Annotated in this window: 28 protein-coding genes; 9 read left to right on the top strand and 19 right to left on the bottom strand. The window is 57.7% G+C overall.

Annotated elements, in window-relative coordinates; translation table 11 throughout:
- Window positions 1-41: 41 nt before the first annotated feature.
- The 5 genes from ACXADZ_RS00525 to ACXADZ_RS00505 all read left to right on the top strand — a co-directional run bounded on the left by ACXADZ_RS00525 (window position 42) and on the right by ACXADZ_RS00505 (window position 4,716).
- Complete coding sequence (locus tag ACXADZ_RS00525) at window positions 42-605, top strand: helix-turn-helix domain-containing protein (protein WP_475191817.1); 564 nt, start codon at window positions 42-44, stop codon at window positions 603-605.
- Between the two features lie 110 nt (window positions 606-715).
- Window positions 716-1,900: a glycine C-acetyltransferase gene (locus ACXADZ_RS00520; protein ID WP_171188073.1), complete on the top strand. Its 1,185-nt coding sequence runs from the start codon at window positions 716-718 to the stop codon at window positions 1,898-1,900.
- Between the two features lie 14 nt (window positions 1,901-1,914).
- Window positions 1,915-2,943: an L-threonine 3-dehydrogenase gene (tdh, locus tag ACXADZ_RS00515; protein WP_475198437.1), complete on the top strand. Its 1,029-nt coding sequence runs from the start codon at window positions 1,915-1,917 to the stop codon at window positions 2,941-2,943.
- A gap of 63 nt (window positions 2,944-3,006) precedes the next feature.
- Window positions 3,007-3,885 carry a tryptophan 2,3-dioxygenase gene (locus tag ACXADZ_RS00510; RefSeq protein ID WP_475191810.1) on the top strand — a complete coding sequence of 293 codons (879 nt, stop codon included), beginning with the start codon at window positions 3,007-3,009 and terminating at the stop codon, window positions 3,883-3,885.
- 3 nt (window positions 3,886-3,888) lie between these two features.
- Entirely contained in the window at window positions 3,889-4,716 is an 828-nt protein-coding gene (locus ACXADZ_RS00505) for an alpha/beta hydrolase (RefSeq protein ID WP_475191806.1), read from the top strand.
- 296 nt (window positions 4,717-5,012) lie between these two features.
- Here the strand turns inward: ACXADZ_RS00505 and ACXADZ_RS00500 are convergent, their stop codons facing one another.
- From ACXADZ_RS00500 to pip, 8 genes are all read right to left on the bottom strand, one after another.
- Complete coding sequence (locus tag ACXADZ_RS00500; RefSeq protein WP_475191804.1) at window positions 5,013-5,567, bottom strand: HlyD family secretion protein; 555 nt, start codon at window positions 5,565-5,567, stop codon at window positions 5,013-5,015.
- Window positions 5,568-5,654: 87 nt separating this feature from the next.
- On the bottom strand, window positions 5,655-5,951 hold the full coding sequence (locus ACXADZ_RS00495; RefSeq protein WP_475191803.1) for a hypothetical protein: 297 nt from the start codon (window positions 5,949-5,951) through the stop codon (window positions 5,655-5,657).
- 408 nt (window positions 5,952-6,359) lie between these two features.
- Window positions 6,360-8,834, bottom strand: coding sequence for a translation initiation factor IF-2 (gene infB / locus ACXADZ_RS00490; protein ID WP_171096518.1), 2,475 nt, complete (start codon window positions 8,832-8,834; stop codon window positions 6,360-6,362).
- 8 nt (window positions 8,835-8,842) lie between these two features.
- Entirely contained in the window at window positions 8,843-9,466 is a 624-nt protein-coding gene (locus tag ACXADZ_RS00485) for an RNA-binding protein (RefSeq protein WP_475191799.1), read from the bottom strand.
- A 22-nt stretch (window positions 9,467-9,488) separates the two neighbouring features.
- Complete coding sequence (gene nusA / locus ACXADZ_RS00480) at window positions 9,489-11,108, bottom strand: transcription termination factor NusA (RefSeq protein WP_171096521.1); 1,620 nt, start codon at window positions 11,106-11,108, stop codon at window positions 9,489-9,491.
- Window positions 11,108-11,698, bottom strand: coding sequence for a ribosome maturation factor RimP (gene rimP / locus ACXADZ_RS00475; RefSeq protein ID WP_152459779.1), 591 nt, complete (start codon window positions 11,696-11,698; stop codon window positions 11,108-11,110). Before rimP ends, nusA begins: the two co-directional genes overlap by 1 nt.
- A gap of 159 nt (window positions 11,699-11,857) precedes the next feature.
- Window positions 11,858-12,679, bottom strand: coding sequence for an ABC transporter substrate-binding protein (locus tag ACXADZ_RS00470; protein WP_475191797.1), 822 nt, complete (start codon window positions 12,677-12,679; stop codon window positions 11,858-11,860).
- The gene (gene pip / locus ACXADZ_RS00465) at window positions 12,676-13,653 is read right to left on the bottom strand and encodes a prolyl aminopeptidase (RefSeq protein WP_171188110.1); all 978 of its coding nucleotides are present in this window, start codon (window positions 13,651-13,653) and stop codon (window positions 12,676-12,678) included. The genes ACXADZ_RS00470 and pip overlap by 4 nt, the downstream gene beginning before the upstream one ends.
- A 48-nt stretch (window positions 13,654-13,701) precedes the next feature.
- Here pip and ubiG point away from each other — a divergent pair, with 48 nt between their 5' ends.
- Window positions 13,702-14,448 carry a bifunctional 2-polyprenyl-6-hydroxyphenol methylase/3-demethylubiquinol 3-O-methyltransferase UbiG gene (ubiG, locus tag ACXADZ_RS00460; protein ID WP_475191792.1) on the top strand — a complete coding sequence of 249 codons (747 nt, stop codon included), beginning with the start codon at window positions 13,702-13,704 and terminating at the stop codon, window positions 14,446-14,448.
- A gap of 3 nt (window positions 14,449-14,451) precedes the next feature.
- Here the strand turns inward: ubiG and ACXADZ_RS00455 are convergent, their stop codons facing one another.
- The 4 genes from ACXADZ_RS00455 to ACXADZ_RS00440 are packed head-to-tail and all read right to left on the bottom strand — an operon-like array spanning window position 14,452 to window position 16,780.
- Entirely contained in the window at window positions 14,452-14,892 is a 441-nt protein-coding gene (locus ACXADZ_RS00455; protein ID WP_170334681.1) for a MarR family winged helix-turn-helix transcriptional regulator, read from the bottom strand.
- A gap of 15 nt (window positions 14,893-14,907) precedes the next feature.
- The gene (locus tag ACXADZ_RS00450; RefSeq protein WP_475191786.1) at window positions 14,908-15,738 is read right to left on the bottom strand and encodes a carbon-nitrogen hydrolase family protein; all 831 of its coding nucleotides are present in this window, start codon (window positions 15,736-15,738) and stop codon (window positions 14,908-14,910) included.
- Window positions 15,738-15,995, bottom strand: a complete 258-nt coding sequence (gene grxC, locus ACXADZ_RS00445; protein WP_050605571.1) for a glutaredoxin 3 — start codon at window positions 15,993-15,995, stop codon at window positions 15,738-15,740. The genes ACXADZ_RS00450 and grxC overlap by 1 nt, the downstream gene beginning before the upstream one ends.
- A 38-nt stretch (window positions 15,996-16,033) precedes the next feature.
- Entirely contained in the window at window positions 16,034-16,780 is a 747-nt protein-coding gene (locus ACXADZ_RS00440) for a ComF family protein (RefSeq protein ID WP_475191782.1), read from the bottom strand.
- Here ACXADZ_RS00440 and ACXADZ_RS00435 point away from each other — a divergent pair.
- On the top strand, window positions 16,779-17,609 hold the full coding sequence (locus tag ACXADZ_RS00435) for an SAM-dependent methyltransferase (RefSeq protein WP_475191778.1): 831 nt from the start codon (window positions 16,779-16,781) through the stop codon (window positions 17,607-17,609). The two genes, ACXADZ_RS00440 and ACXADZ_RS00435, sit on opposite strands and share 2 nt — an antisense overlap.
- A 57-nt stretch (window positions 17,610-17,666) precedes the next feature.
- Window positions 17,667-18,716: a ferrochelatase gene (gene hemH / locus ACXADZ_RS00430; RefSeq protein ID WP_475191774.1), complete on the top strand. Its 1,050-nt coding sequence runs from the start codon at window positions 17,667-17,669 to the stop codon at window positions 18,714-18,716.
- 128 nt (window positions 18,717-18,844) lie between these two features.
- Here the strand turns inward: hemH and ACXADZ_RS00425 are convergent, their stop codons facing one another.
- From ACXADZ_RS00425 to ACXADZ_RS00415, 3 genes are all read right to left on the bottom strand, one after another.
- Complete coding sequence (locus tag ACXADZ_RS00425; RefSeq protein WP_117870963.1) at window positions 18,845-19,027, bottom strand: hypothetical protein; 183 nt, start codon at window positions 19,025-19,027, stop codon at window positions 18,845-18,847.
- A gap of 139 nt (window positions 19,028-19,166) precedes the next feature.
- The gene (locus ACXADZ_RS00420) at window positions 19,167-19,766 is read right to left on the bottom strand and encodes a L,D-transpeptidase (RefSeq protein WP_475191767.1); all 600 of its coding nucleotides are present in this window, start codon (window positions 19,764-19,766) and stop codon (window positions 19,167-19,169) included.
- A 46-nt stretch (window positions 19,767-19,812) separates the two neighbouring features.
- A complete protein-coding gene (locus tag ACXADZ_RS00415) occupies window positions 19,813-19,938 on the bottom strand; it encodes a hypothetical protein (protein ID WP_256367977.1) in 126 nt (41 codons plus the stop codon).
- Here ACXADZ_RS00415 and dalA point away from each other — a divergent pair.
- Window positions 19,937-20,452 (top strand): divisome-associated lipoprotein DalA, encoded by a 516-nt coding sequence (dalA, locus tag ACXADZ_RS00410; protein ID WP_171096538.1) that lies wholly within the window; start codon window positions 19,937-19,939, stop codon window positions 20,450-20,452. The two genes, ACXADZ_RS00415 and dalA, sit on opposite strands and share 2 nt — an antisense overlap.
- A 54-nt stretch (window positions 20,453-20,506) precedes the next feature.
- On the opposite strand, the gene ACXADZ_RS00405 is transcribed toward dalA, so the two are convergent.
- The 4 genes from ACXADZ_RS00405 to ACXADZ_RS00390 all read right to left on the bottom strand — a co-directional run bounded on the left by ACXADZ_RS00405 (window position 20,507) and on the right by ACXADZ_RS00390 (window position 23,089).
- Window positions 20,507-20,971: a PTS sugar transporter subunit IIA gene (locus tag ACXADZ_RS00405; RefSeq protein WP_171096653.1), complete on the bottom strand. Its 465-nt coding sequence runs from the start codon at window positions 20,969-20,971 to the stop codon at window positions 20,507-20,509.
- Window positions 20,972-21,029: 58 nt separating this feature from the next.
- Window positions 21,030-21,593, bottom strand: a complete 564-nt coding sequence (gene hpf, locus ACXADZ_RS00400; RefSeq protein ID WP_050605577.1) for a ribosome hibernation-promoting factor, HPF/YfiA family — start codon at window positions 21,591-21,593, stop codon at window positions 21,030-21,032.
- Window positions 21,594-21,845: 252 nt separating this feature from the next.
- A complete protein-coding gene (gene lptB, locus ACXADZ_RS00395) occupies window positions 21,846-22,604 on the bottom strand; it encodes an LPS export ABC transporter ATP-binding protein (RefSeq protein ID WP_475191762.1) in 759 nt (252 codons plus the stop codon).
- The gene (locus ACXADZ_RS00390) at window positions 22,604-23,089 is read right to left on the bottom strand and encodes an LptA/OstA family protein (RefSeq protein WP_256367978.1); all 486 of its coding nucleotides are present in this window, start codon (window positions 23,087-23,089) and stop codon (window positions 22,604-22,606) included. The genes lptB and ACXADZ_RS00390 overlap by 1 nt, the downstream gene beginning before the upstream one ends.
- Window positions 23,090-23,092: the final 3 nt, after the last annotated feature.

Genomic DNA, 23,092 nt, shown 5'->3' with positions numbered 1-23,092 from the left:
CGGAATTGACATTACGTTGCGCAACACGCATGGATTCCGTCATGACGGAAAACACAGACGATATCCTGAACCTCCTGCCTGCACGCCTGAAAGAGGCACGCCGGGCAAAAGGACTGTCGCTTGAGGCGGTTGCCAACCTCAGCGGCGTTTCCCGGTCCATGGTCAGCCAGATCGAGCGCGGCGAAAGCAGCCCGACGATCTCGACCCTGTGGAATCTGACCCGCGCCTTGCAGGTGGATTTTGCCGGTCTGTTGGAAGGTGCAAAAGCCAGTGACCAGATCGAGGTTCTGCGAAGCTCTGGGGTCCCCAATATCGATAATATGGGGCAGAACTGCCGGATTCGCATTCTGTCCCCACCAGAAGAAGCCGGAGGTCACGAGGTTTACGATATTGAGTTCGACAAAGATGGGGCTTTGAACAGCCAGCCCCATGCCCGCGGAGCGCGTGAACAGCTGACAGTTCTGGAAGGTTCGGTCCGGGTCACATCGGGCAGCGCTATCTCGGATCTCAGCCAAGGGGACACCGCCCGCTATGCCGCTGATATTGTGCATTCCATTTCCGCCAAAGGGCCCGCACGGGTCTTTTTGATCGTAAAGAACGCATGATACCGACAATTTTCCGCCTTCACGGATTTTTTTCCTTCATATTGTAATTCCCCTATTTGGGAAATTCATCCGCTATGTTAGATGTGCGACTCAGTTGAACGGAGGTCGCCATGGCAGATGCATTCTTGTCCCACATCACGGATACACTCGCGCAAATCGAATCCGAAGGTTTGTACAAGCGCGAACGAATGATCACTTCGCCTCAGGGCGGTGAGATATCCGTGGGCGGCAAGCAGGTGATCAACCTGTGTGCCAATAACTACCTGGGTCTGGCCGATCATCCGGCGCTGATCGACGCCGCAACAAATGCGATGGGCCCAAAAGGCTTCGGCATGGCGTCGGTCCGGTTCATCTGCGGCACGCAAGACATTCATCGTGAACTGGAGCAGAAGCTGGCCAAGTTCCTGAACAAGGACGACGCGATCCTGTTTGCTGCCTGTTTTGATGCCAACGGGGGGTTGTTTGAGCCTTTGTTAGGGCCTGAAGACGCGATTATCTCAGACAGCTTGAATCACGCCTCGATCATCGATGGGGTGCGGCTGTGCAAGGCAAAGCGCTATCGCTATTTGAACAATGACATGAACGACCTCGAAGCCTGGCTGAAACAGGCACGCGAGGACGGGGCGCGACACATCATGATCGCAACGGATGGCGTGTTCTCGATGGATGGTTATCTGGCCAACCTGCCGAAGATTCGCGAACTGGCAGACAAGTACGACGCCATTGTCATGGTTGATGATTGCCACGCCACCGGCTTCATGGGGCCGAACGGTGCGGGTACGCCGGACCACTTCGGTGTTGATGTCGACATTCTAACAGGAACTTTGGGCAAGGCACTTGGGGGGGCAATCGGCGGTTACATCGCCGGGCCGCAGCCAGTGATCGACCTGCTGCGGCAGCGGGCGCGGCCCTATCTGTTCTCAAATTCGCTGCCGCCCTCCATCGTCGCCGCAGGGCTTGAGGCGATCCGTCTTGTAGAAGAAGGCGACATGCTGCGTGCTCAGCTGTTCGGAAACGCAAAATACTGGCGTGCCGGATTGGAGAAACTGGGATTCGACCTGCTGCCCGGCGAACACCCGATCATCCCGGTGATGTTGGGCGAAGCGACGCTGGCGCAGGACATGGCCTCAAAGCTGTTTGATGAGGGTGTCTATGTCTCGGGTTTCTTCTTCCCGGTTGTTCCACGCGGACAAGCGCGGATCAGAACGCAAATGAATGCGGCTCTGACCAAGGATGAATTGGATCGCGCGCTGACCGCCTTTGGCAAGGTTGGCAAAGAACTGGGGGTGATCTGATGCGCCCCAACACCATGAAGGCACTGGAAAAATCCAAACCCAAAGAGGGCCTGTGGATGGTGCAGGCCCCGGTGCCCGAGATCGGGCCGGAAGAGGTGCTGATCAAAATCAACAAAACCGGTATCTGCGGGACCGATATTCATATCTGGAACTGGGATGAATGGGCCTCTGCCACTGTGCCGGTTCCGATGATCACCGGCCACGAATTCGCCGGAGAGATCGTCGAGATCGGGCGCAACGTGACCGGGCTTGAGATCGGTCAACGGTGTTCCGGAGAGGGGCATCTGATCACCACCGACAGCCGCCAGAGCCGCGCGGGCAAGTTCCACCTCGACCCCGGCACTCGGGGCATTGGCGTGAACGAACAGGGTGCTTTCGCGCAGTATCTCAAGCTACCTGCTTTCAATGTGGTGCCCTTGCCGGATGACGTTCCGGATGAAATCGGAGCGATCCTTGACCCGCTCGGCAACGCCGTGCACACCGCGCTGAGTTTCGATCTGCTGGGAGAGGACGTGCTGATCACCGGCGCGGGCCCGATCGGCATCATGGCAGCCGCTGTTGCGCGCCACGCCGGCGCACGCCATGTCGTAATCACCGATATCAACCAAGACCGTCTGAAACTGGCCGAGCATGTGGTGCCGACGCTGCGCACGGTTGATGTGTCCAAGGAAGACCTACAGGACGTCATCGTGAACCTTGGCATGAAAGAAGGCTTTGACGTGGGTCTCGAAATGTCTGGGTCTCAGGCTGCGCTGGACCAGATGGTTGAGGCATTGGTCATGGGCGGCAAGATCGCCTTGCTTGGAATTCCACCGGGAAAATCTCCGGTCGATTGGTCTCGTATCGTCTTCAAGGCGATCACCATCAAAGGCGTTTATGGGCGTGAAATGTTCGAGACCTGGTACAAGATGATTGCCATGTTGCAAAACGGTCTGGATGTCAGCCGCGTCATCACACACCAAATGAAAGTCGATGAATTCGCCGAGGGTTTTGCCGCGATGAAATCCGGTCGGTCGGGCAAAGTGGTTCTGGACTGGATCTGAGACTCTGGCCCTGCGCCGCGTCACCCCCTAAACAGGGTGAAACGAAAGCGTCTGGAGGGGCACATGGGCGACAAGGACAAGTTTCTGGAGCGCGGGATCGAGGAATCTCTCGTCACCGATTTCACGCAGGCCCATCGCAAGAGCTATGGCGATTTTCTGCAACTCAAGACCCTGCTGAACCTGCAAAAGACCTTTCAGGACCCTGCGCAACCCGATGAGATGCTGTTCATCATCATCCATCAGGTCAGCGAGCTGTGGTTAAAACTGATGCACCACCAACTGGTTGAGGTGCGTCATTACCTGCAACGAGACGAATTTGGCCCGGCGATGAAGAACCTCGACAGGGTTAAGGCGATCCAGCGCCAGTTGATTTCGGCTTGGGAAACGCTGCTGACCATGACGCCTGCCGATTACATGACCTTTCGACAGGCGTTGGGCAGTTCCTCTGGGTTTCAAAGCTATGGCTACCGTCAGATCGAGTTCATTCTTGGAAACAAGGACGCAGCAACCCTGAAAGTACATGAGCATGATCCCGAAGTGATGGGGATGCTGAATGATGCCCTGACCAAACCGTCCCTTTATGACGAAGTTCTGTTCATGCTGGCCCGCCAAGGGTTCAATGTGCCCCAAGACCTGCTAGAGCGCGATTTTGCACAGCCCTATTCCGGCGACCCGCGTGTGGTGAAGATCTGGGTACAGGTGTTTCAGGACACTGGTACATATTGGGATCTGTACGCCCTGGCAGAAAAGCTGATGGATGTGGAATCCCTGTTCCAGCGTTGGCGCTTTGATCACGTCACGGCGGTCGAAAGGGTGATCGGCAATCAACCCGGTACGGGCGGTTCCAGTGGTGTGTCTTTTTTACGCAAAGCCTTGGATTTGCGCTTTTTCCATGATCTCTACGATGTACGAACCGAATTGATGTATGCGGATCAGGAGTAAGCAATGCTGTATCGGGGGTTCACGCAGGCCGAGTTGGATCAGGAGTATTCCCCCTCTTCAATGATCGGCGGAGACCTCACACCCTATCTGGACAGCTACGCCGCGCTCAGCGCACAGCACCGCGCACAGATGGAAGTGATCGGGAACATCTCTTACGGTGATGCAACCGCTCAGGTCCTTGATTTCTTTCCCGCAAAAGGGGCCGGTGCGCCGCTGCATGTCTTTATTCACGGGGGCTATTGGCAAGCCCTCAGCCAACGCGATTCGGCGATGATGGCACCTGCGCTGATCGAGGCTGAACAGTCGTTTGCGACCCTGAACTACACACTCGCACCAGATGCGCGGGTCGGAGAGATGGTCGAAGAATGCCGCGATGCATTGCTCTGGCTGGCAACCAATGCGTCTGATCTGGGTTTTGACCCATCGCGGATCACGTTGTCCGGGCACAGCGCCGGGGCGCAATTGGCAAGTATGGTCATGGCCAGTTCAGCCAACGACCTTGCCCGCGCGGGTTTGCGCGTGCGCGACGTGATCCTGATCAGCGGCATCTATGATCTGGAGCCGATCAGCCTGACGCCGATCAACGAGCCGCTGCAACTGACCCCGGTCGAGATTCATGACTTGTCACCTATCCGGCACCTGCCGCCCCCCGGCCCGCGCTATCACGTGACAGTGGCGGAAAGGGACACGCCCGAGTTCATCCGACAAAGCCGGGATTATGCGGAACTGCTGCGCAAGGCCGGGCATTCGGTCAGTTTCGATTTGAAACAGGGGATGCAACATTTCGATATCATCATGCATCCGGGGACATTTTTGCCGGACACGCGATAGTTACGGTATTGGGCTTCAAACAGACTTGTCCCTTTCGCCAAGATTAAGGTTGACGGAATTGATCCAAGGTTTTTGCCGGAACTACGGAAGACAGCTTTTAGCCCAAAGCGGGCTGGTTTTTCATGGCTCTTGCTTAAGCCTGTGTTCCCACCGTTGCTGAACCCATCTCTACCCGAAATCGCGAATAAATTTAACAACAACAATGAGGCTGATTTGTTTTGATGCTTTGTTTGCACCCATTGAACAAGCGGTTCAAAGTAAAAGATTTTCCGAACAAAAATGCGCGCAGATGAGACTCAGAGATAAGCAACAAGCCCCCGAATTCTAAGGAGGATCTTCGCAAGTATCTCAAATGGTCCGGCATTAGGACTGTAGACTGTCGCTGAGCCAACCATACCAAGTTGTGCCGCATGCGCCGGTAGATCATCCGGCCAATCCAGAATAATTAGGACTTCAGAGCTTGATCCTATGGAAGCAGCAGAAAGCAGATCTGAACTCACCGGTATTTGTCCGCCTGAAGTGCCCGGAGAGAGCAATGAAACGCTGGAATTCAGGATCTTTCCTGGTGCCGCGTCCAAAACAATTTCCGCCGGCATGCCTGCTGTCAACACACCTGATCCGTTTTGTTTGAACACACCAACCAAGCGTAAAGAGTCTGTTGCGATAAAGGGCATAACCGAGGCTGTGGATCGAACCTGATTGCCCGGCGACAGATTTACGGCTGTAACAATACCGGCCTGCGGTGCAAATACTGTAGTGTCTTCCAAGTCAATCAGCGCAGAACGCAATTGTGCCTTCGCGGCATCCAACGCTGCGCGGCCTTCATCAAGATCCTGTTGCGAAACCGACAATCCCGGGTTCTTGTCAAACGCGGATTGCTGTCGGTCCAATGTCAAGGTTGCGATTTCCACAGAGGCTTCAGCCTCGTCAACAGCAGCCTAATAAGGTGCTGGGTCTATTCGGAAGAGCACGTCTCCGGCCGCGACGGATTGATTAGGCGTTACTGGAACTTCAGTAACGACACCGCGCACAGACGGTGCAATTTCCACTACCACACCCATGACGGCAACACGACCCGACGGCGTGGTCGTATTCAATTGCGCAACAACGTAAAGACAAATACCCAAACCAACTAGAGCAGAGATAGTTTTGCTGGTTCGGTTCCATTGCAGCAGTTTCAATTTGAAGAAGATCAGCCAAAGAACCCCGAAATATAGCAGCAGAATAAGTACCATGTAACTCCCTAGCGCGTAACAGGTTTACATATCTCGATAGAATTATAGGAAAACTCGACTCGCTCGACTACCGAATCTGCATCAATCAAGTTGACTAAGGCCTAGAAGATGGCGATTCAGCTTTCCCTAAAAAACGGCCCATTACACTTCGCAAACACGGGACCAATAGCCATATTAAAAGAAGGATTCTTGGTCCCTGAGTGTCGGACCCAAAATACTGTATGCAACGCACGCAAGTCATTGAGTGTGTCAGTCCAGCCATATTGAGAGGAACTAACAAGAGAAGGTTTGCCGTTACTGTTCGCAACGCCAATGTCTGCCTTGCCGAATCAGCAGGCTTTAAAGTTCAGAAATAGCGAAAAAAAGCGGCCCAGGGGACCGCTCTTGGTAATTGAGTTCTGAACCGGATCAATCCAGTGTCCGGGTGACCTCTTCGCGCTCGAAGATTTCGATCACGTCGCCCGCGCGGATATCGTCGTAGTTCTCGAACGCCATACCGCATTCCTGACCCGACTGAACTTCGGCGACTTCGTCCTTGAAGCGCTTGAGTGTCTTCAGCGTGCCTTCGTGGATCACCACGTTGTCGCGCAGCAGGCGGACGCCTGCGGAACGGCGGGCAACGCCTTCGGTGACCAGACAGCCGGCAACCTTGCCGACACCTGTGACCTTGAAGACTTCACGGATCTCGGCATAGCCGATGAACTTCTCGCGGATTTCGGCGCTCAGCAGGCCGGAAGCAGCCGCCTTCACGTCGTCCACAAGGTCATAGATCACCGAGTAATAGCGGATCTCGACACCTTTCTGGTTCGCAGTGTTCCGCGCCGATGCGTTGGCACGGACGTTGAAGCCCATGACCGGTGCGCCTGACGCTTCGGCCAGGCCGACGTCGGTCTCTGTAATCGCGCCCACGCCCGAATGCAGCACTCGCACGCGTACTTCGTCGTTGCCGATCTTCTCCATCGCCTGAACGATGGCCTCGGCAGACCCCTGCACGTCAGCTTTGACGAGGATCGGCAGCTCGGCCACGTTCTCGTCTTCTTTCGCCTTCTGCATCAGCTGCTCAAGGGTCGTCGCGGCACCAGCGGCGGCGCGTTTGTCCTTGGCGGCTTGTTCGCGATAGGCCGCGATTTCGCGGGCCTGCGCTTCGGTCTCGGTCACGTTCAGTACGTCACCGGCCTCGGGCGTGCCGTTCAAGCCCAGAACCTCGACAGGAACCGAGGGGCCAGCTTCCTTGACGCGGTCGCCCTTGTCGTTGATCAGCGCACGGACCTTACCGTATTGCTCACCCACAACGAAGATGTCGCCCTGGCGCAAAGTGCCGTTCTGAACCAGAACGGTGGCCACAGGACCGCGGCCCACATCCAGCTGCGCCTCGATCACAGCACCCTGGGCGGCGCGGTCGGGGTTGGCTTTCAGTTCCAGAATTTCGGCTTGCAGCGCGATGGCTTCCAGCAGCTCGTCCAGACCCTGACCGGTGATGGCGGACACTTCGACGTCCTGAACCTCACCCGACATTTTCTCGACGATCACTTCGTGTTGCAGCAGATCGGTGCGCACCTTGTCCGGGTTGGCATCCGGCTTGTCGACCTTGTTGATCGCCACGATCATCGGCACTTCTGCCGCCTTGGCGTGGTTGATCGCCTCAATCGTCTGCGGCATCACTGCATCGTCAGCCGCAACAACCAGAACCACGATATCCGTGACCTGCGCACCGCGCGAACGCATCGACGTAAACGCCGCGTGGCCCGGTGTATCCAGGAAGGTCAGCGTGGTGCCGCCCTCGGTTTTCACCTGATAGGCGCCGATATGCTGGGTGATGCCACCGGCCTCGCCCGCCACAACACGCGCATCGCGGATCGCATCCAACAGCGAGGTTTTACCGTGGTCAACGTGACCCATGATGGTAATGACCGGCGGGCGCGGCTTCAGATCTTCATCGCTGTCTTCGACCTCTTTGATGACGTCTTCAACATCCGAATCAGAAACACGCGTGACCTTGTGGCCAAATTCTTCGATGATCAGTTCAGCCGTGTCAGCGTCGATGGTCTGGTTCTGCGTGACCATCATGCCCATCTGCATCAGCGATTTGACAACGTCAGCTACGCGCTCGGCCATACGGTTGGCCAGTTCCGAGACCATGATCGCCTCGGGTAGCTGTACGTCGCGGATCACCTTTTCCCGCTCAACCGTGCCGCCCATGGCTTTCTGGCGCGCACGCTCTTGCTTGCGCTTCATCGCAGCCATCGAGCGTTGGCGGTTGCCTTCGCCACCAGTGGCCTGACCCAGTGTCAGCTTGCCCGAACGGCGGTTATCGTCGCGACCTTTGCCGCGACCGCGCTGCTCACGTTCGCGATCCTGCTTGCGCGGGGTCGCAGCGGGTGCAGGCTTGCTGGCCGGGGCGCGTGCCGCTTTAGGCTCTTCCGGTGCGGGCGCTGCAGCGGCGCGTTTGGCGGCTTCTTCCGCCTCTTTGCGCTTGCGCTCTTCCTCTTCCGCCTTTTGGCGGGCGCGCTCTTCAGCTTCACGCTGTTCGCGTTCCTTGGCTTCCTGTTCCGCACGGCGGCGGGCACGCTCTTCTTCGCGCGCCTTTTCTGCAGCCTCGCGGGCGGCGGCCTCTTCAGCCTCGCGCGCCTTGGCGGCCTGCAATGCCTTCATCCGGCGTGCCATTTCCGCGTCGGAAATACCCGCAGGGCGACGCGACGGATCACCCGAAGGTGCAGCACTGCCACCCGGCTTTGCCGCGCCCGGCTTGGGGACCACCACGCGCTTGCGTTTGGTTTCCACCACGACATTCTTGGTGCGTCCGTGGCTGAAACTCTGTTTCACATTTCCGGGGCGTGCCCCGCCACGAAGACCCAATGTCTTTTTGCCGTCATTATCGCTCATAAAGCTTCTTACCCTTCCGCGCGGCCCCTGCCGCCGTCATCCGTTTCGCGCAAGCCACGCAGGCGCTGCGCTTCCTCTACAACACGTTTGGCGAGTCCGCCAGAGGCCATGGCAGCATGAATCACCGTTTGGCGCCCAAATGCCTGCCCTAATTCGTCCGCAGTCAGCCAACCGATGTATTTTCCGAAGTGCGGCGTGCTGAGTTTGGACTTGCCGCGCCCCGATCCATCAATGGCCTGAAGCAGCACTTGCGCCTCTTCCCGGTCCAGCCACGTCTTGACCTTTTCGTATCCGGCAACCGCGTCACCGGACTTGCGCGCCAGGCTGAGCAACTCAACCACGCGGCGCGCGATCTGTTTTTCAACTTCGTCGCTCAGATCCTTCGACACAGAAACCTGTGCCTTGAACCCGCGCGCAAACAGTTTCTTGTCAACCGCCTTGTCCAGTGCGGCGCGATCTGCCGCCACATAGACCCCGCGCCCCGGCAGTTTTGCCGCAACATCGGGATAAACCTGACCGTCCGGTCCCGTCACAAAGCGGATCAGCCCGTATTTGGGCTGAACTTCGCCCGTGGCGATGCACTTGCGTTCGGGTCCGTCAGACCGATCCTTATGGACGCCACCGCGACCCATTCGCGCCACCCGAGGCCTGGGATCAGGCCTCGACCTCCTCATCTTCTGCGTCGCCGTCGACATCCTCTTCCGTCTGCTCCAGCTCGGCCGGATCAACCCAACCCAGCAGGATACGCGCAGTCATGACCATGTCCTGCGCCTCTTCCAGCGTCACACCGAAAGGTTCAAGTACACCGTCATCCTTGATGCGTTCGCCATCGACTGTGGTCCAGCCACCGGCCAGTTCCCAGTCGGCACAGGTTGCGAAGTCTTCCAAGGTCTTCACATCATCCTTGGCCAGCGCTTCTACCATCTGGGGTGTCAGGCCCTCAAATTCAATAAGGCTGTCCTCGGCGCCCAGTGCACGGGCCGCGTCCAAAGCCGCTTTCGCCTGTGCTTCCAGGAATTCGCGGGCACGTGTCTGCAGTTCTTGCGCGGTGCCTTCGTCAACACCGTCAATGACCAACAGTTCATCGATTTCGACATAGGCGACCTCTTCGAGGTTGGTAAAGCCTTCCGAGACCAAAAGTTGTGCGAAGAATTCATCCAGATCCAGGCTGTCCATGAACAGCTTGGTGCGGGCTTCGAACTCTTTCTGGCGACGCGCCGATTCTTCTGCTTCGGTCATGATGTCGATGTCCAGACCGGTCAGCTGGCTTGCCAGACGTACGTTCTGACCGCGGCGACCGATGGCAAGGCTCAGCTGCTCTTCCGGCACGACAACCTCGATCTTGCCGGCTTCTTCGTCCAGAACCACCTTGGAGACCTCGGCGGGTTGCAGCGCGTTCACCAGGAAGGTCGGCTGATCTTCGTTCCACGGGATGATGTCGATCTTTTCGCCCTGCAGTTCGTTCACAACGGCCTGCACGCGGCTGCCGCGCATACCGACGCAAGCACCGACTGGGTCAATCGATCCGTCATACGAGATCACGGCAATCTTGGCGCGCGAACCGGGGTCACGGGCCACGGCCTTCACCTCGATGATGCCGTCATAGATTTCCGGCACTTCCATCTTGAACAGCTCGGCCATGAATTCCGGCGCGGTACGCGAAAGGAAGATCTGGTGGCCACGCACTTCGCGGCGCACTTCCTTGATATAGGCGCGCACGCGGTCATTTGGGCGATAGCTTTCGCGACCGATCTTGTCATTGCGGCGCAGAACGGCCTCGGCACCACCCAGATCGACGATGACGTTGCCAAACTCTTCGCGTTTGACGGCACCGTTGATGATGGTGCCCGCGCGATCCTTGAATTCTTCGTACTGACGATCACGTTCCGCTTCGCGGACCTTTTGCAGGATCACCTGCTTGGCAGACTGCGCCGCGATCCGGCCCATTTCAACCGGCGGCACTTCTTCGACGAAGACGTCACCAACCTCGGGCGATTCCATGTACTGGCGCGCCTGCTCGACGGTCATCTCGGCCTGATAGTTCTCAAGCTCTTCATCCTCGACAACAGTGCGCACGCGAGTGAAGGTCGCCTTGCCGGTCTTGCGGTCGATGGACACGCGAATGTCCATTTCCGCGCCGTAACGGCTCTTGGCGGCACGGGCGAGCGATTCCTCCATCGCTTCAACAACCAGACCGGGGTCGATCATCTTTTCGCGGGCCACGGCCTCGGCGGTCTGCAGCAGCTCCAGCTGGTTGGCTGAGGTGATTGCCATCAGTTCGTCTCCTCTTCGGACCCTTCGGTCTCAATCTCGTCGAAAGCGTTTTCGTTCAGGGCACCGGCGTCTTTGCGCTGGCGCAGCATTTCCTTGATCAGGTCATCGGTCAGGACCAACTTGGCGTCGCTCAGCCAGTCGAATTGCAAACCGATGGTGATCGTCTCGTCCCCCTCGGGGATGTTGATCAGAACCTCATCCCCTTCGATCCCGGCCAATTCACCCTTAAAACGGCGGCGACCGTCGATCAGCTCGGCGGTCTCGATCTTGGCCTCATAGCCTTCAAACGTCTCAAAATCCTTGAGGCGCGTGAGAGGACGGTCGATGCCGGGGCTGGACACTTCCAGCGTATAGGCGTCAAGGATCGGGTCCTCGACGTCCAGCGTGGCGCTGACCGCATTGGAAATCTCGGCGCAGTCGTCCACTTCGATGCCACCGTCTGGCTTGTCAGCCATGATCTGCAGCGTGGTCTGCTTGCCGCTCATCAAGCGAATGCGCACAAGTTCATACCCCAGATCCTCAATCACGGGGGTGATGATCTCGGCCAGTCGCCGGTCAATGGCAGCTTTGGCTATCAGGTCGTTTGTCATCTGGTTCTCTACCCTTCAATCGGGCACAAAAAAACGGGCGCGCGGCCCGTCGAATTTTCCGGTGGAGCCTTGAACCAGAAGTCCAACGCGCCGCTGTTGAAACTGCATATACGCAGGATGGTCCGAGTCTGCAACCCCCGGCGGGAGTCGCAGCCGAATTTACGCCATCCACCACCGTTCTGCGATACGGCCATCGTCCAGCACCGACGACCCGGCAATCTGGCGTGGCATCCCGACAGCGCCAGCTACTGCAAGGGCGATGTCCGCCTCGGACGGGTGAAACCGAAGACCGCGCACGCCCTGCATTTCCGCCTTATCCGGCAGAGCCGCCACATCTACATAACCATCGCGCAGCGCTTCGGCCCGCACGCTGGCATCCGGGATCACGATGACCTCTATCGCATCGACCCATCCGGCCTGACCATCCTTGTAATGCCCAGCCAGGCGGCGACCGAGGAAATGCCGTCCATCCTCGGCCCGTTCGACGCGGTAACAGCCAGTGCCGTTGGCGGCGTGCAATGGCGACACAGTTTGCCCCGCTCGCGTAATAACAAACCGGCTGTCCGCCAACATGAACGGCAGACCCGGACTGGCCTGAGCCAATTCCAAGTGCACGCGATTGGGGGCCATGGCTTCGGCACGACCAACTTCCGCCAGAACGGACAAAACGTCGGCAATTTCCAACGGCGCGCCGTCGTGGAAGACCGCATCATCGCGCAGATCAAAGGTCCAGATCCGTGCGTCGGAATCGGTCTGCCACCCTGTTGCAAGCTCACCCCGCAACGTTCCGTCGGGTGCAATCTCGGTCAGGGTGTCGAAAACAGCCCCGCGTGCAACTTGTTCAAGGCTGTCGTCGCGCGGAACGGCCAGCCGCAACGTGCCGCCTTTCTTCGGCGTATCCGCCAAGGACGCACCGGTCGCCGCCAGCAGCGCGGCTGCAGCACCCGAGGCAAACAAGGCACGGCGGTCAATCCGGGTCATGCTACACCCTCCGCCACGCGGTCCATGATGCGCACAAGCTCGGCACTAATGCCGGGTTCAGACAGCGCATGGCCTGCCTGCCGCACCATCTTCAACTCGGCATTGGGCCAGCGTTCAGCCAGATTCCATGCAGCCTGAGGCGGGCATATCATGTCATACCGCCCCTGAACGATATGTCCGGGAATATCGGCGATCCGGTCCATCTGATCCAGAATCTGCCCATCCCTCTCCAGAAACGCCTTGTTGATGAAATAGTGATTCTCGAGCCGCGCAAAGGTGCGGGCATATTCACCCGGACTTTCGCCCACCGATCCGTTGGTATGGATCGAGGCCAGCGCATTTTCCCAATGCGACCAGGCGCGTGCATACAGGATCTCGGTCGCGCGATCGCCCGAGAACAGGCGCTTATTATAAGCGGCAATTGTATCGTCCAGCTCACCCTCGGGCAGCAGGGCAGTGAATTTCTGCCAGTGCTCGGGCCAGAACCGCCCGGCCCCGCCGCCATAGAACCAATCCAGCTCGGCCTGCGTGGCCAGAAACACACCGCGCAGCACCAGACGGCTGACCCGATCCGGATGCGTCTGCGCATAGATCAACGCCAGCGTCGCCCCCCAGCTTCCGCCAAACACGATCCACTCATCAATTTCGAACAGTTCACGCAGCCGCTCGATATCAGCGACAAGATGCCACGTCGTGTTGTTTTCGACCGATGCGGTGGGTCTGGACCGACCACATCCACGCTGATCAAACAGAATCACCCTGTACGCACGCGGATCAAAATAGCGCCGCATAGCAGGGCTGCAGCCGCCCCCCGGGCCTCCGTGAAGGATAACAACCGGTATCCCATCGGGATTGCCGCATTGTTCCACATAGATACGGTGCCCATCGCCCATATCGACCATGCGCTGATCGAACGGGTCGATCGGCGGGTACAGATATTGAACTGCGCGCTTTTGGTCCGGGTACTTGTCCATTATGGCCCTATATAGTCCTTAGGCGTAAAAGAGCACACGGAGACAGGAATGCAAGCGCATCCGAACACGGTGGACCCATCCGAGATCGCAAAATTCGAGGCGATGGCGGCGGAATGGTGGGATCCTCATGGGAAATTCAAACCTCTGCACATGCTGAATCCGTGCCGTCTGGATTATATCACACAGCAGATCGCAGGTGAGTTTGACCGTGATCTGACCGCGCCGAACCCGTTCGAGGGCCTGCGCCTGCTGGATATCGGCTGCGGTGGCGGGCTGCTCAGTGAACCGATGGCGCGCTTGGGTGCGACGGTCGTGGGCGCCGACGCAGCCGAACGCAATCTGCCTGTCGCCCGCATCCACGCGGAACAATCGGGCTTGGAGATTGATTATCGCCACACCACGGCCGAAGACATGGCCGCCGCTGGTGAGCAGTTCGACGTTGTGCTGAACATGGAAGTTGTCGAGCATGTCGCCGACCCGCAAAGTTACCTGACCGCTACGCAACACTTGCTGAAACCCAGCGGGCTAAAGATTTGTTCGACCATCAACCGCAATCCGAAATCCTATGCGATGGCCATCTTCGGGGCCGAGGTGGTCATGCGCTGGTTGCCGCGCGGCACGCATGAGTGGAACAAGTTCATCACACCTGACGAACTGTTCGAGCTACTGCGCCAGGCCGGGCTGGACCCGGTGGATCGCAAGGGGTTTGTGTTCAACCCGATCTTGTGGAGCTGGTCGATCTCGGATCGGGATCTGAGCGTGAATTACGTGACTGCGAGTGTGAAGCCGGGGTGAATCCTACTCCCCCTCCAACTGCAACCGTAAATCCCTCAACACCGGCAACGTGCTGCGGACACGCTCCAGCCCCAGTTCTCCGACCACGCGGTTGATCAGCGGGGCAATCGACGAAATCGCCTGATCCCGCGCACGGCGACCGGCGGGGCTGATCGCCACCATCTTGCGGCGGGCGTCGTCCCAGTCGGGGCGGATGTGGATGTATCCGGCCCATTCCAGCTTGGCCAAGGTGTTTGTCATGGCTCCGCGCGTGACGTGGAAGGTGCTGGCCAGTTGCGCCGGGGTCCGCTCATCCCCAACAAACACCAGATGGTTCAGCACCGAGAAATGCGAGATTTCCATGCCCTTGGGCAGCACCCGGCTCAGCCGGTTGCGCAACAACTGGTCTGCAGTCAGAATCTCGCTGAACAGCGTGACCGCCAGGGCATTTTTTTCGTCCGTCATAAGTCCGGTTCTGGATCAGGGCCTGTCGAAAGGCCGCACATGCGTCAATGAGGGCACACGTCGGCGCGCCTCTGCCACAGAACTATCATCCAAATCGAAAATGTGAATGCCCGGATCGGTACCTGCGTCGATCAGCACCTCCCCCCACGGGGCGACAACCATGCTGTGGCCGTGCGTGTAGCGGGTTTTTCCGCGCGTTTTGGGATGTTCTCCGGTCTGCGCCGGAGCTAGCACCCAACACCCGGTCTCGATCGCGCGGGCGCGCAACAGCGATTCCCAATGCGCGGCACCAGTCACAGGTGAAAACGCCGCTGGAACGGTCAGAATGTGTGCCCCCGCCTGCGCCAGAGCAGCGTGCAAATGGGGGAAGCGGATATCGTAACAGATGGTCAGCCCCACCTTGCCAAAATCGGTCTCAGCCACAACCGCGCGGGCGCCGGGCCGGTAGTTGGACGATTCGCGGAAAGTCTCGGTTTCCGTGACCTGCACGTCGAACATGTGGATTTTGTCATAGCGCGCCACGACCTGACCCTGCGGATCGATCATGAAGCACCGGTTGGCAAAGCGACCATCCGCGTCGTGGGTTTTGATCCCCAGCGAACCGATCAGAAGCCATACGCCCAGTTTGGCGGCCTCTTCGCGCAAGCCCGCCAGGGTGATATCGTCTTCTTCATGCTGCAGAACCTCGCGCTGCCGCGTGGTGCTGGTCGAAACGCAGTTCGTAACCTCAGGCGTCAAAATGAACCGCGCGCCTTGCCCGGCGGCCTTAGCCATCATGGCGCGCACCATGTCCAGATTTTCGGCCGGATCGTCCGACGAGGTGATCTGTAGCAGCGCGGTCTTCATCAGGCCGCCAGCAGCCGGTCGAGCTTGCCCTGACGTTCCAGTTCATACAGGTCGTCGCAGCCACCCACATGCTGAGTGCCGATAAAAATCTGCGGCACGGTGCGTTTGCCACCGGCCCGCTGGATCATCTCGGGTTTACGTTTGGGGTGCATCAGCACGTCGACTTCTTTGAACTCAACGCCTTTTTGTTTCAGCAGACGTTTGGCCGCATGACAAAAACCGCATAGCGGCGAGGTATAGATTTCTACCGGCTTCATTTTCCGTTCCCTTCGGGTTTCGCGCAATCTTGGGCGAATTAGGCATCCTTGGCAACGCGCGCCAGTGCCAACACGAAAATATGATTTGCCCCTGCGGCCTGACACACTCGGGTACAGGCGGCCAACGTCGCGCCAGAGGTCATCACATCATCCACCAGTAACACGTCGCGGGCTTTCAGATGCCTTGCCCTGCGCGGGTGGACGCGAATCGCATCTTTCAGAACCTCGGCCCGCTCTTGCGCCGTTTTGCCATCCAGAACCGGTGTTCGTCTGTTTCGCACCAACAGGTCAGGAACGCAGTCCAGCCCACTGTCCTGACCCAGATACTGCGCCAACAGGGCCGACTGATTGTAGCGCCGTTTGAGCAGACGAGACCAATGCAGCGGCACCGGGGCGATCACCATATCCGGTCGTAGCAGTTCACGCCCCGCTTGCGCCATCCAACGGGCTGCTGGGCGAGCCAGTTCGGGCCGGTCACCATGTTTCAAAGCAAGAATCAGCGACCGCGCCTTGCCATCATACATCAACGCTGATCGGCCAGCATCCCATGGCGGTGGGGCTTTCAGACAATCGTCGCATTCAATCCGATACCCATCCTGCGCACCCATCAACGGCACTCCGCAGCTTTCGCAAACGGTGCCTCCAATAAAGGGCGTTTCACGCCAGCAGGATCCACACAGCCCAAAATCTGACTCGGTCAGCGCGCCGCATCCCATGCAGCGGGGTGGGTAAATCAGTGCAAGTGCGGTTTGAATCCGCTGCGCGATGCGATACTTGCGTGCCATGAAACTGCCCGAGCCCAACGCACCCTCTCTGTTTGATCGCAAAACCATCCTGCGCCACCGCGCCCGTTCACAGGATGACGCCTTCTTCCTGCATCGCGCCGCAATTGACGAGGTGCAGGATCGGCTCTCTATGGTTAACAAAGCCTTTACAGCGCCTGCGATCGTGAGCTCGTTTCCGCGGCTTTGGGACGATGTTTTTTCGGGTGCTGCCTTGGTCCAGGATGACGACGTGCTGGCGCTTCAGCCCGGCGCCCATGATCTGGTCATCCACGCAATGGCCCTGCATTGCGCCAATGATCCGGTTGGGCAGCTGATCCAATGCCACAGGGCATTGCAGGCCGACGGGCTTTTGCTGGTCGTGTGTTTGGGCGGGGAAACTTTGCACGAACTGCGCGCCGCATTGGGACAGGCTGAGATTGAGATCACAGGCGGCCTGAGCCCTCGCATCGCTCCGACGGCGGAACTTCGAGACATGGGTGGATTGTTGCAACGGGCCGGTCTGGCTTTGCCTGTAGCGGACGCGGTGCCGCTGACGGCGGAATACCGCGACATCTGGCATCTGATGCGCGATCTGCGGCATATGGGTGAAACCAACGCCTTGTCGGCACGGCTGAAGCGCCCGACCAGACGGGCTGTGTTCGAGGCCGCGCAGCGTATCTATGCGGATCACTTTTCGACCGCTTCAGGCCGCCTGACAGCAACATTCGACCTGATCTGCCTGACCGGATGGTCGCCGCACGATAGCCAACCCAAACCGTTACGCCCAGGATCGGCCCAAGCCCGTCTGGCAGACGCCTTGCGCACCACCGAGGGCAAACTGCCTGATTGACGTGCGGATAAATCCCCTTATCTCAGGCCGGATCACAAGAAATTCAGGAAGTCCCATATGTTCGACGCTACCCGCCCTGCACACGCTCCTACGGATCATCCAAAGATCAGGATGGGTCGCGTCGGCATTTTGCTTGCCAATCTGGGCACGCCGGACGATTATACCTATTGGCCCATGCGGCGGTATCTGAACGAGTTTCTGTCAGATCAGCGTGTCATCGATTATCCGAAATGGAAATGGCAGCCGATTCTACAAGCCATAATCCTGAGCAAGCGGCCTTTCAGCTCGGGCGAAGCTTATAAATCGATCTGGAATCACGACAAAGGCGAAAGCCCGTTGATGACGATTACCAAGGATCAGACCGCCAAGCTGCGGGCGGCGATGCATGACAGGTACGGCGACCAGGTAATGGTCGATTTCTGTATGCGATATGGCAACCCGTCAACCAAATCCAAAGTGCGCGAGATGGTGGCCGCAGGATGTGACCGCATTCTGTTCTTCCCGCTCTATCCGCAATACGCAGGCGCAACGACGGCCACGGCCAACGACCAGTTTTTCCGCGCGTTGATGGACGAAGCCTGGCAACCAGCATCCCGCACAGTGCCTGCCTATTTCGACCAGCCCAGTTACATCGACGCGCTGGCCCAATCTGTTGAGCGCGCCTATGCGGAAATGGAGACAAAACCTGACATTCTGGTCTGTTCGTACCACGGAATGCCGGATCGCTATCTTCAGCAAGGGGATCCCTATCATTGCCAGTGTGCAAAGACATCCCGGCTGCTGAAAGAGCGGTTGGGTTGGTCAGACGACCAGCTTGTATCGACATTTCAGTCGCGATTCGGTCCGGAAGAATGGCTGAAGCCTTACACCGTGGATCACGTGGCGGATCTGGCAAAGCAAGGTAAGAAGAACATTGCCGTCATCGCCCCGGCCTTCTCGGCCGATTGCATCGAAACGCTCGAAGAGATCAACGAAGAGATCAAGGAAAGCTTCGAAGAAGCAGGCGGTGAAACCTTCACCTACATCCCCTGTCTGAACGACGACGACGCACATATCGCCGCCCTGGGCAAGATCGTCGAGGACAATCTGCGCGGCTGGCTGGACTAGCTTTGCGGAACACAACGCACGGCGCGAGCGATTCAATTGGTTTTGAACGCTTTTCGCCTGTTTTGGCTTTCAGAAACAAAAAAGGCGGTGGATTGCTCCACCGCCTTTTTCAAGAATTCCGTGTTGGCTTAGCTTGCAGCAACAGCAGCAGCAACAACAACCAGCAGGATCAGCGGCAGCAGGATGCCCTGCGAAGAACCCTGAGTTTCTTCAACAACAACAGGTGCTTCAACAACCGGCTCTTCCAGGTTGCCTGCGTATGCGGTCGAAGCTGCGGCGGTCAGAGCTGCGGCGAGAACGAGTTTTTTCATATTAACCTCCAGAATTTGCACGGTTCCAATGCCCGGAACCGCGCACCTAAGACTTACCTCGTGTTTTTTTCTAATCAGCATTGGCGCTGGAATGCAATTGCAACTTGAGCGCTAAGCGGGTTCGTGCGGGAAAATGTCGTCAAATTAGCAACACTTGCGTGCCGACCTTCGTCATAGAAAAGAGCTCGGCGATATCGTCATTGAAGAGCCCGATACAGCCATTTGACGAGCGGCGCCCGATTTTGCGCGTATCATGGGTGCCGTGGATGCGGTAATATTTCCAACCCAGATATAAAGCGTGGGTTCCCAGAGGGTTATCTGGCCCTGGCGGGATATAGTCCGGCCATTCAGGGTTTCTTTTCTTCATTGACGGCGTTGGCGACCAGCTAGGGCCTTCAACTTTACGGATCACGCTGGTGCGTCCGCGACGGGTCATCTCTTCGGTCAAAGGCACCGAAGAGGGGTAGAGTTTGTATGTAGATTGATCATCTGACCAATAATGCAGCGCGCGTGACACTGTATCGACCAAAATTGCCCCGTTCCTCGTGTTCGAGAAATAGGGCTGCCAGTCCAGAGCACGGAACCCTGACACATTCCGGCGCACGGGCGGTTCGGGCTCGGGTGCAGGGCGCAGCGGGTCGCCTGGAATATATTGCGCCAGCGCCGGTGTCGCCAGCGAGGCGGTTACACCGGACAGAAACACCCGGCGCGTGGGTGACAGAATACGCTTTTTGACCATGACGAACGGGTCCTGTGTTCTAGTAAGCTCTGAAATCTGGTCCATTCTATTGCGAGAATGCTTCAGTCGCAAACCAAACCGGCAGAATCACGCGAGTATAGACGAATGTACGTTTGCTCAGCGCAGTCAGGCACGCTATGCCGGGTGACAACACAATTATCAGGTCGATCATGACGCGTATCGTTTCTTTACTGTTGATTTGCTTTGTCGCGCTTGCGGCATGTACAAGCACCCAGCCCACCACTATTGGTGCGGATGGCCGCCCCTTGCCCACGGTCTACAAAATCCGCGGCAATCCCGAAAAACTGCAATTCCGAATGCTTGATTCGGTCAATGCCTTGCGTCAGGCTCAGGGCCTGCAGTCTGTGCAATTGAACTCTCAGCTGAACGCGGCCGCTGCGACTCACTCAAAGGATATGGCACGCCAGAACCGCCCTTGGCACTTTGGGTCGGATGGGTCGTCTCCAATCGATCGGGCCGCGCGGGTCGGATATTTTGGTACATTCCTGGGCGAAGCGATTTCCGAAACCTACGAGACCGAGACCGAGACACTGGCGGCCTGGATGCAAGAACCCGGACCACGCGCTGTGATTATGGACCCGAAGGCAACCCAGATGGGGTTCGCCTGGCATCAGGAAAATGGTGGAAAGATCTGGTGGACGCTGGAAATGGGAACCGGCGGCTGATCCAGTTCAGAGATTTTGCAAAAAGCCCCCAATTTCGGGGGCTTTTTTATTCCATCATGCAGCTTGCATGGATTGAGCTTCGGTCAAAATTGCATAGAGCTTGACCGGATCGGGGTTCGCCCGAAGTTTGGTGCAGACCGAGGTATCCCGCAGCGTACGCGACACTAAAGCCAGCGCTTTGAGGTGATCCACACCCGCCTCTTCAGGCGCGAACAGCGCAAAGGCTATATCCACCGGCTGACGATCAACCGAACCGAAATCGATCGGTTTTTCCAGCATGACGAAGACGCCTGAAACCGCCTCAAGTTCAGACAGGCGCGCGTGGGGCAGCGCGACGCCATGTCCAACTCCGGTTGGCCCAAGGCTTTCGCGCTCAAGCAGAGAGTCGACAACCGCCTGGGCATCAAGGCCCTGGGTCGCGGCGGCAACGTCACCGATTTCCTGAAACAACCGCTTCTTGCTGGAAGCGGCTGAAAGTACACGCACTGCCTCGGGCTTGAGTATGCTCGAAAGCTCCATGATCACGCTCCATGGCACGGCACCCGCGTGTGCGGGTGCGGCCCCGTTTTCTTGCCTGTTACGGATCGATCCAGCCGATGTTACCGTCATCGCGACGGTAGACAACGTTCAATCCATCCTTGTTCTCATTCCTGAACACCAGCACCGGAGCGCCAGCAAGTTCCATTTGCATCACAGCTTCCCCAACGCTCAGAGACGGAATTTTCGTCTCCATCTCAGCCACAATCATGGGCTGCAGCGATTCGGGCTCGTCCGCCGTGTCCGATTCGTCAGAGGCGAGGATATAAGAGGACGCACCAAAGAGTTCAACCGGCTCTGCCCGGTCCTTGTGGTGGTCCTTCAGGCGGCGCTTATAGCGGCGCAATTGGGTTTCCATCTTGTCGCAGCATGCCTCAAACGCTGCGTAAATCTCGGTAGCGTGCGCCTTGGCCTGGGCTGTCAGCCCCGTGGACAGGTGCACCGTTGTTTCGCATACATATTCATGCGCTGAACGGGAAAAGACGACGTTGGCATCTGTCGGCCGCTGAGCATATTTGCCCACAACCTCGCCCAGCTCGGTTTGCACGTGTGTCTGCAAGGCCGCGCCGATGTCGATCTGTTTTCCGCTGATTTGGTAACGCATGTGATCTCCTTCACAATTCACACCCATTCTGACGTCACGGTACGCGACGAACTTTTTTTTATCGGGTGGGGGGTCGCGGCATTTTCTGCGGTTGCCTTAAGTCCTGCCCTTCAAAGAAGGGAGATCGAGATCCAGACTGGAACCGAGTAAATGCCATAGTCCAATTGAGGCAAGAGACGAAGGAAGAGTCAATCAAAACAGGCGTGTATATACGCGATTTCCGTCATGCATCTGATGCAAACCGGTTCAAGCCTATGAAATACGGAAGTTTTCGCCCAAATAGACCCGACGCACATTCTCGTTTTCGACAACTTCGTCGGGCGTGCCGGACATCAGCACCTGGCCGTCATGCAGGATATAGGCGCGATCCACAATTTCCAGCGTTTCCCGGACGTTGTGATCCGTGATCAACACACCGATTCCCCGTTTTTTGAGGTCGGCCACCAGATGTCGAATATCCCCGACACTGATCGGATCAACCCCTGCAAAAGGTTCGTCCAAAAGCAGATATTTCGGATCGGCCGCCAAACAGCGCGCGATCTCGACACGGCGGCGTTCACCACCGGACAGGGCCAAGGCGGGCGCTCGGCGCAAATGTTCTATGGAAAAATCCGACAACAGTTCTTCCAGGCGTTCCTTACGCCTGTGTGCGTGTGGAACCGTAATGTCCAATACAGCGGCAATGTTGTCTTCGACACTCATACCGCGGAAAATCGACATTTCCTGCGGCAAATAGCCGATCCCCAAGCGTGCACGCCGATACATCGGCAGAGTTGTGACGTTCTGACCATCAATTGTCACTTTACCTGCTTCGGGAAACACAAGCCCTGCGACGGAATAGAAGGTCGTGGTCTTGCCTGACCCGTTCGGCCCCAAAAGCGCTACGACCTCGGACCGGTCCAGCGTCATCGAGACATCGCGAATAACCGTCTTTTTCCGGTAAGATTTTCGCAGCTTGTCGATGCGCAGGCCTGAACTGCCTTCGGCCAATGTCAGGTTCGGACCCGCCATCAGTTGTTGCCCTGCTGCAAGATCGTTTTGACCCGCCCGGTCATAGTCGCCTTACCTGTTGTCAGATTAGCGTTCATCTGATCGCCACTGATGACGCTGGGTCCCTGCGTCAGAAGGACATTGCCCTTCATCACAATCACACCGGAATCGATTGTGTACTCTGCCCAATCCCCTTCGGCTGCGTCCGGTGGGCTGACCAGAACCACGTTTTCGGTCGCTTCCATCCGTTCAATGGCCGAGCGTTCCTGGTTGTAGATCACCAGAACACGTTCCGCCGTAAGCCGCATTTCGCCTTGCACAACGATGACATTGCCAATGAACTCGGCAGATCCATCTTCCTGATTGACGTTCAATGTCTCCGAAGTCACCTCAACCGGCAGGCTTGGGTCGGCATTTGCAGAACCAAAGGCCACCTGCGCCTCTTGCGCGGCCGCGGTACCCGCGATTACAGCGAGACACAGTGGAACAAAACGAAAATCGAACACAAG

Source organism: Ruegeria sp. ABM4_193 (assembly GCF_056158705.1).
The sequence above is the reverse complement of the archived record's forward strand: the minus strand, read 5'-3'. Positions and strand labels throughout refer to the sequence as shown.

Bases quoted from the DNA above. Each gene is read 5' to 3' on its own strand.
- ACXADZ_RS00525 (WP_475191817.1), top strand. From the start codon at position 42: ATGACGGAAAACACAGACGATATCCTGAACCTCCTGCCTGCACGCCTG.
- ACXADZ_RS00520 (WP_171188073.1), top strand. From the start codon at position 716: ATGGCAGATGCATTCTTGTCCCACATCACGGATACACTCGCGCAAATC.
- tdh (WP_475198437.1), top strand. From the start codon at position 1,915: ATGAAGGCACTGGAAAAATCCAAACCCAAAGAGGGCCTGTGGATGGTG.
- ACXADZ_RS00510 (WP_475191810.1), top strand. From the start codon at position 3,007: ATGGGCGACAAGGACAAGTTTCTGGAGCGCGGGATCGAGGAATCTCTC.
- ACXADZ_RS00505 (WP_475191806.1), top strand. From the start codon at position 3,889: ATGCTGTATCGGGGGTTCACGCAGGCCGAGTTGGATCAGGAGTATTCC.
- ACXADZ_RS00495 (WP_475191803.1), bottom strand. From the start codon at position 5,951: ATGGTACTTATTCTGCTGCTATATTTCGGGGTTCTTTGGCTGATCTTC.
- infB (WP_171096518.1), bottom strand. From the start codon at position 8,834: ATGAGCGATAATGACGGCAAAAAGACATTGGGTCTTCGTGGCGGGGCA.
- ACXADZ_RS00485 (WP_475191799.1), bottom strand. From the start codon at position 9,466: ATGGGTCGCGGTGGCGTCCATAAGGATCGGTCTGACGGACCCGAACGC.
- nusA (WP_171096521.1), bottom strand. From the start codon at position 11,108: ATGGCAATCACCTCAGCCAACCAGCTGGAGCTGCTGCAGACCGCCGAG.
- rimP (WP_152459779.1), bottom strand. From the start codon at position 11,698: ATGACAAACGACCTGATAGCCAAAGCTGCCATTGACCGGCGACTGGCC.
- ACXADZ_RS00470 (WP_475191797.1), bottom strand. From the start codon at position 12,679: ATGACCCGGATTGACCGCCGTGCCTTGTTTGCCTCGGGTGCTGCAGCC.
- pip (WP_171188110.1), bottom strand. From the start codon at position 13,653: ATGGACAAGTACCCGGACCAAAAGCGCGCAGTTCAATATCTGTACCCG.
- ubiG (WP_475191792.1), top strand. From the start codon at position 13,702: ATGCAAGCGCATCCGAACACGGTGGACCCATCCGAGATCGCAAAATTC.
- ACXADZ_RS00455 (WP_170334681.1), bottom strand. From the start codon at position 14,892: ATGACGGACGAAAAAAATGCCCTGGCGGTCACGCTGTTCAGCGAGATT.
- ACXADZ_RS00450 (WP_475191786.1), bottom strand. From the start codon at position 15,738: ATGAAGACCGCGCTGCTACAGATCACCTCGTCGGACGATCCGGCCGAA.
- grxC (WP_050605571.1), bottom strand. From the start codon at position 15,995: ATGAAGCCGGTAGAAATCTATACCTCGCCGCTATGCGGTTTTTGTCAT.
- ACXADZ_RS00435 (WP_475191778.1), top strand. From the start codon at position 16,779: ATGAAACTGCCCGAGCCCAACGCACCCTCTCTGTTTGATCGCAAAACC.
- ACXADZ_RS00440 (WP_475191782.1), bottom strand. From the start codon at position 16,780: ATGGCACGCAAGTATCGCATCGCGCAGCGGATTCAAACCGCACTTGCA.
- hemH (WP_475191774.1), top strand. From the start codon at position 17,667: ATGTTCGACGCTACCCGCCCTGCACACGCTCCTACGGATCATCCAAAG.
- ACXADZ_RS00425 (WP_117870963.1), bottom strand. From the start codon at position 19,027: ATGAAAAAACTCGTTCTCGCCGCAGCTCTGACCGCCGCAGCTTCGACC.
- ACXADZ_RS00420 (WP_475191767.1), bottom strand. From the start codon at position 19,766: ATGGTCAAAAAGCGTATTCTGTCACCCACGCGCCGGGTGTTTCTGTCC.
- dalA (WP_171096538.1), top strand. From the start codon at position 19,937: ATGACGCGTATCGTTTCTTTACTGTTGATTTGCTTTGTCGCGCTTGCG.
- ACXADZ_RS00415 (WP_256367977.1), bottom strand. From the start codon at position 19,938: ATGATCGACCTGATAATTGTGTTGTCACCCGGCATAGCGTGCCTGACT.
- ACXADZ_RS00405 (WP_171096653.1), bottom strand. From the start codon at position 20,971: ATGGAGCTTTCGAGCATACTCAAGCCCGAGGCAGTGCGTGTACTTTCA.
- hpf (WP_050605577.1), bottom strand. From the start codon at position 21,593: ATGCGTTACCAAATCAGCGGAAAACAGATCGACATCGGCGCGGCCTTG.
- lptB (WP_475191762.1), bottom strand. From the start codon at position 22,604: ATGGCGGGTCCGAACCTGACATTGGCCGAAGGCAGTTCAGGCCTGCGC.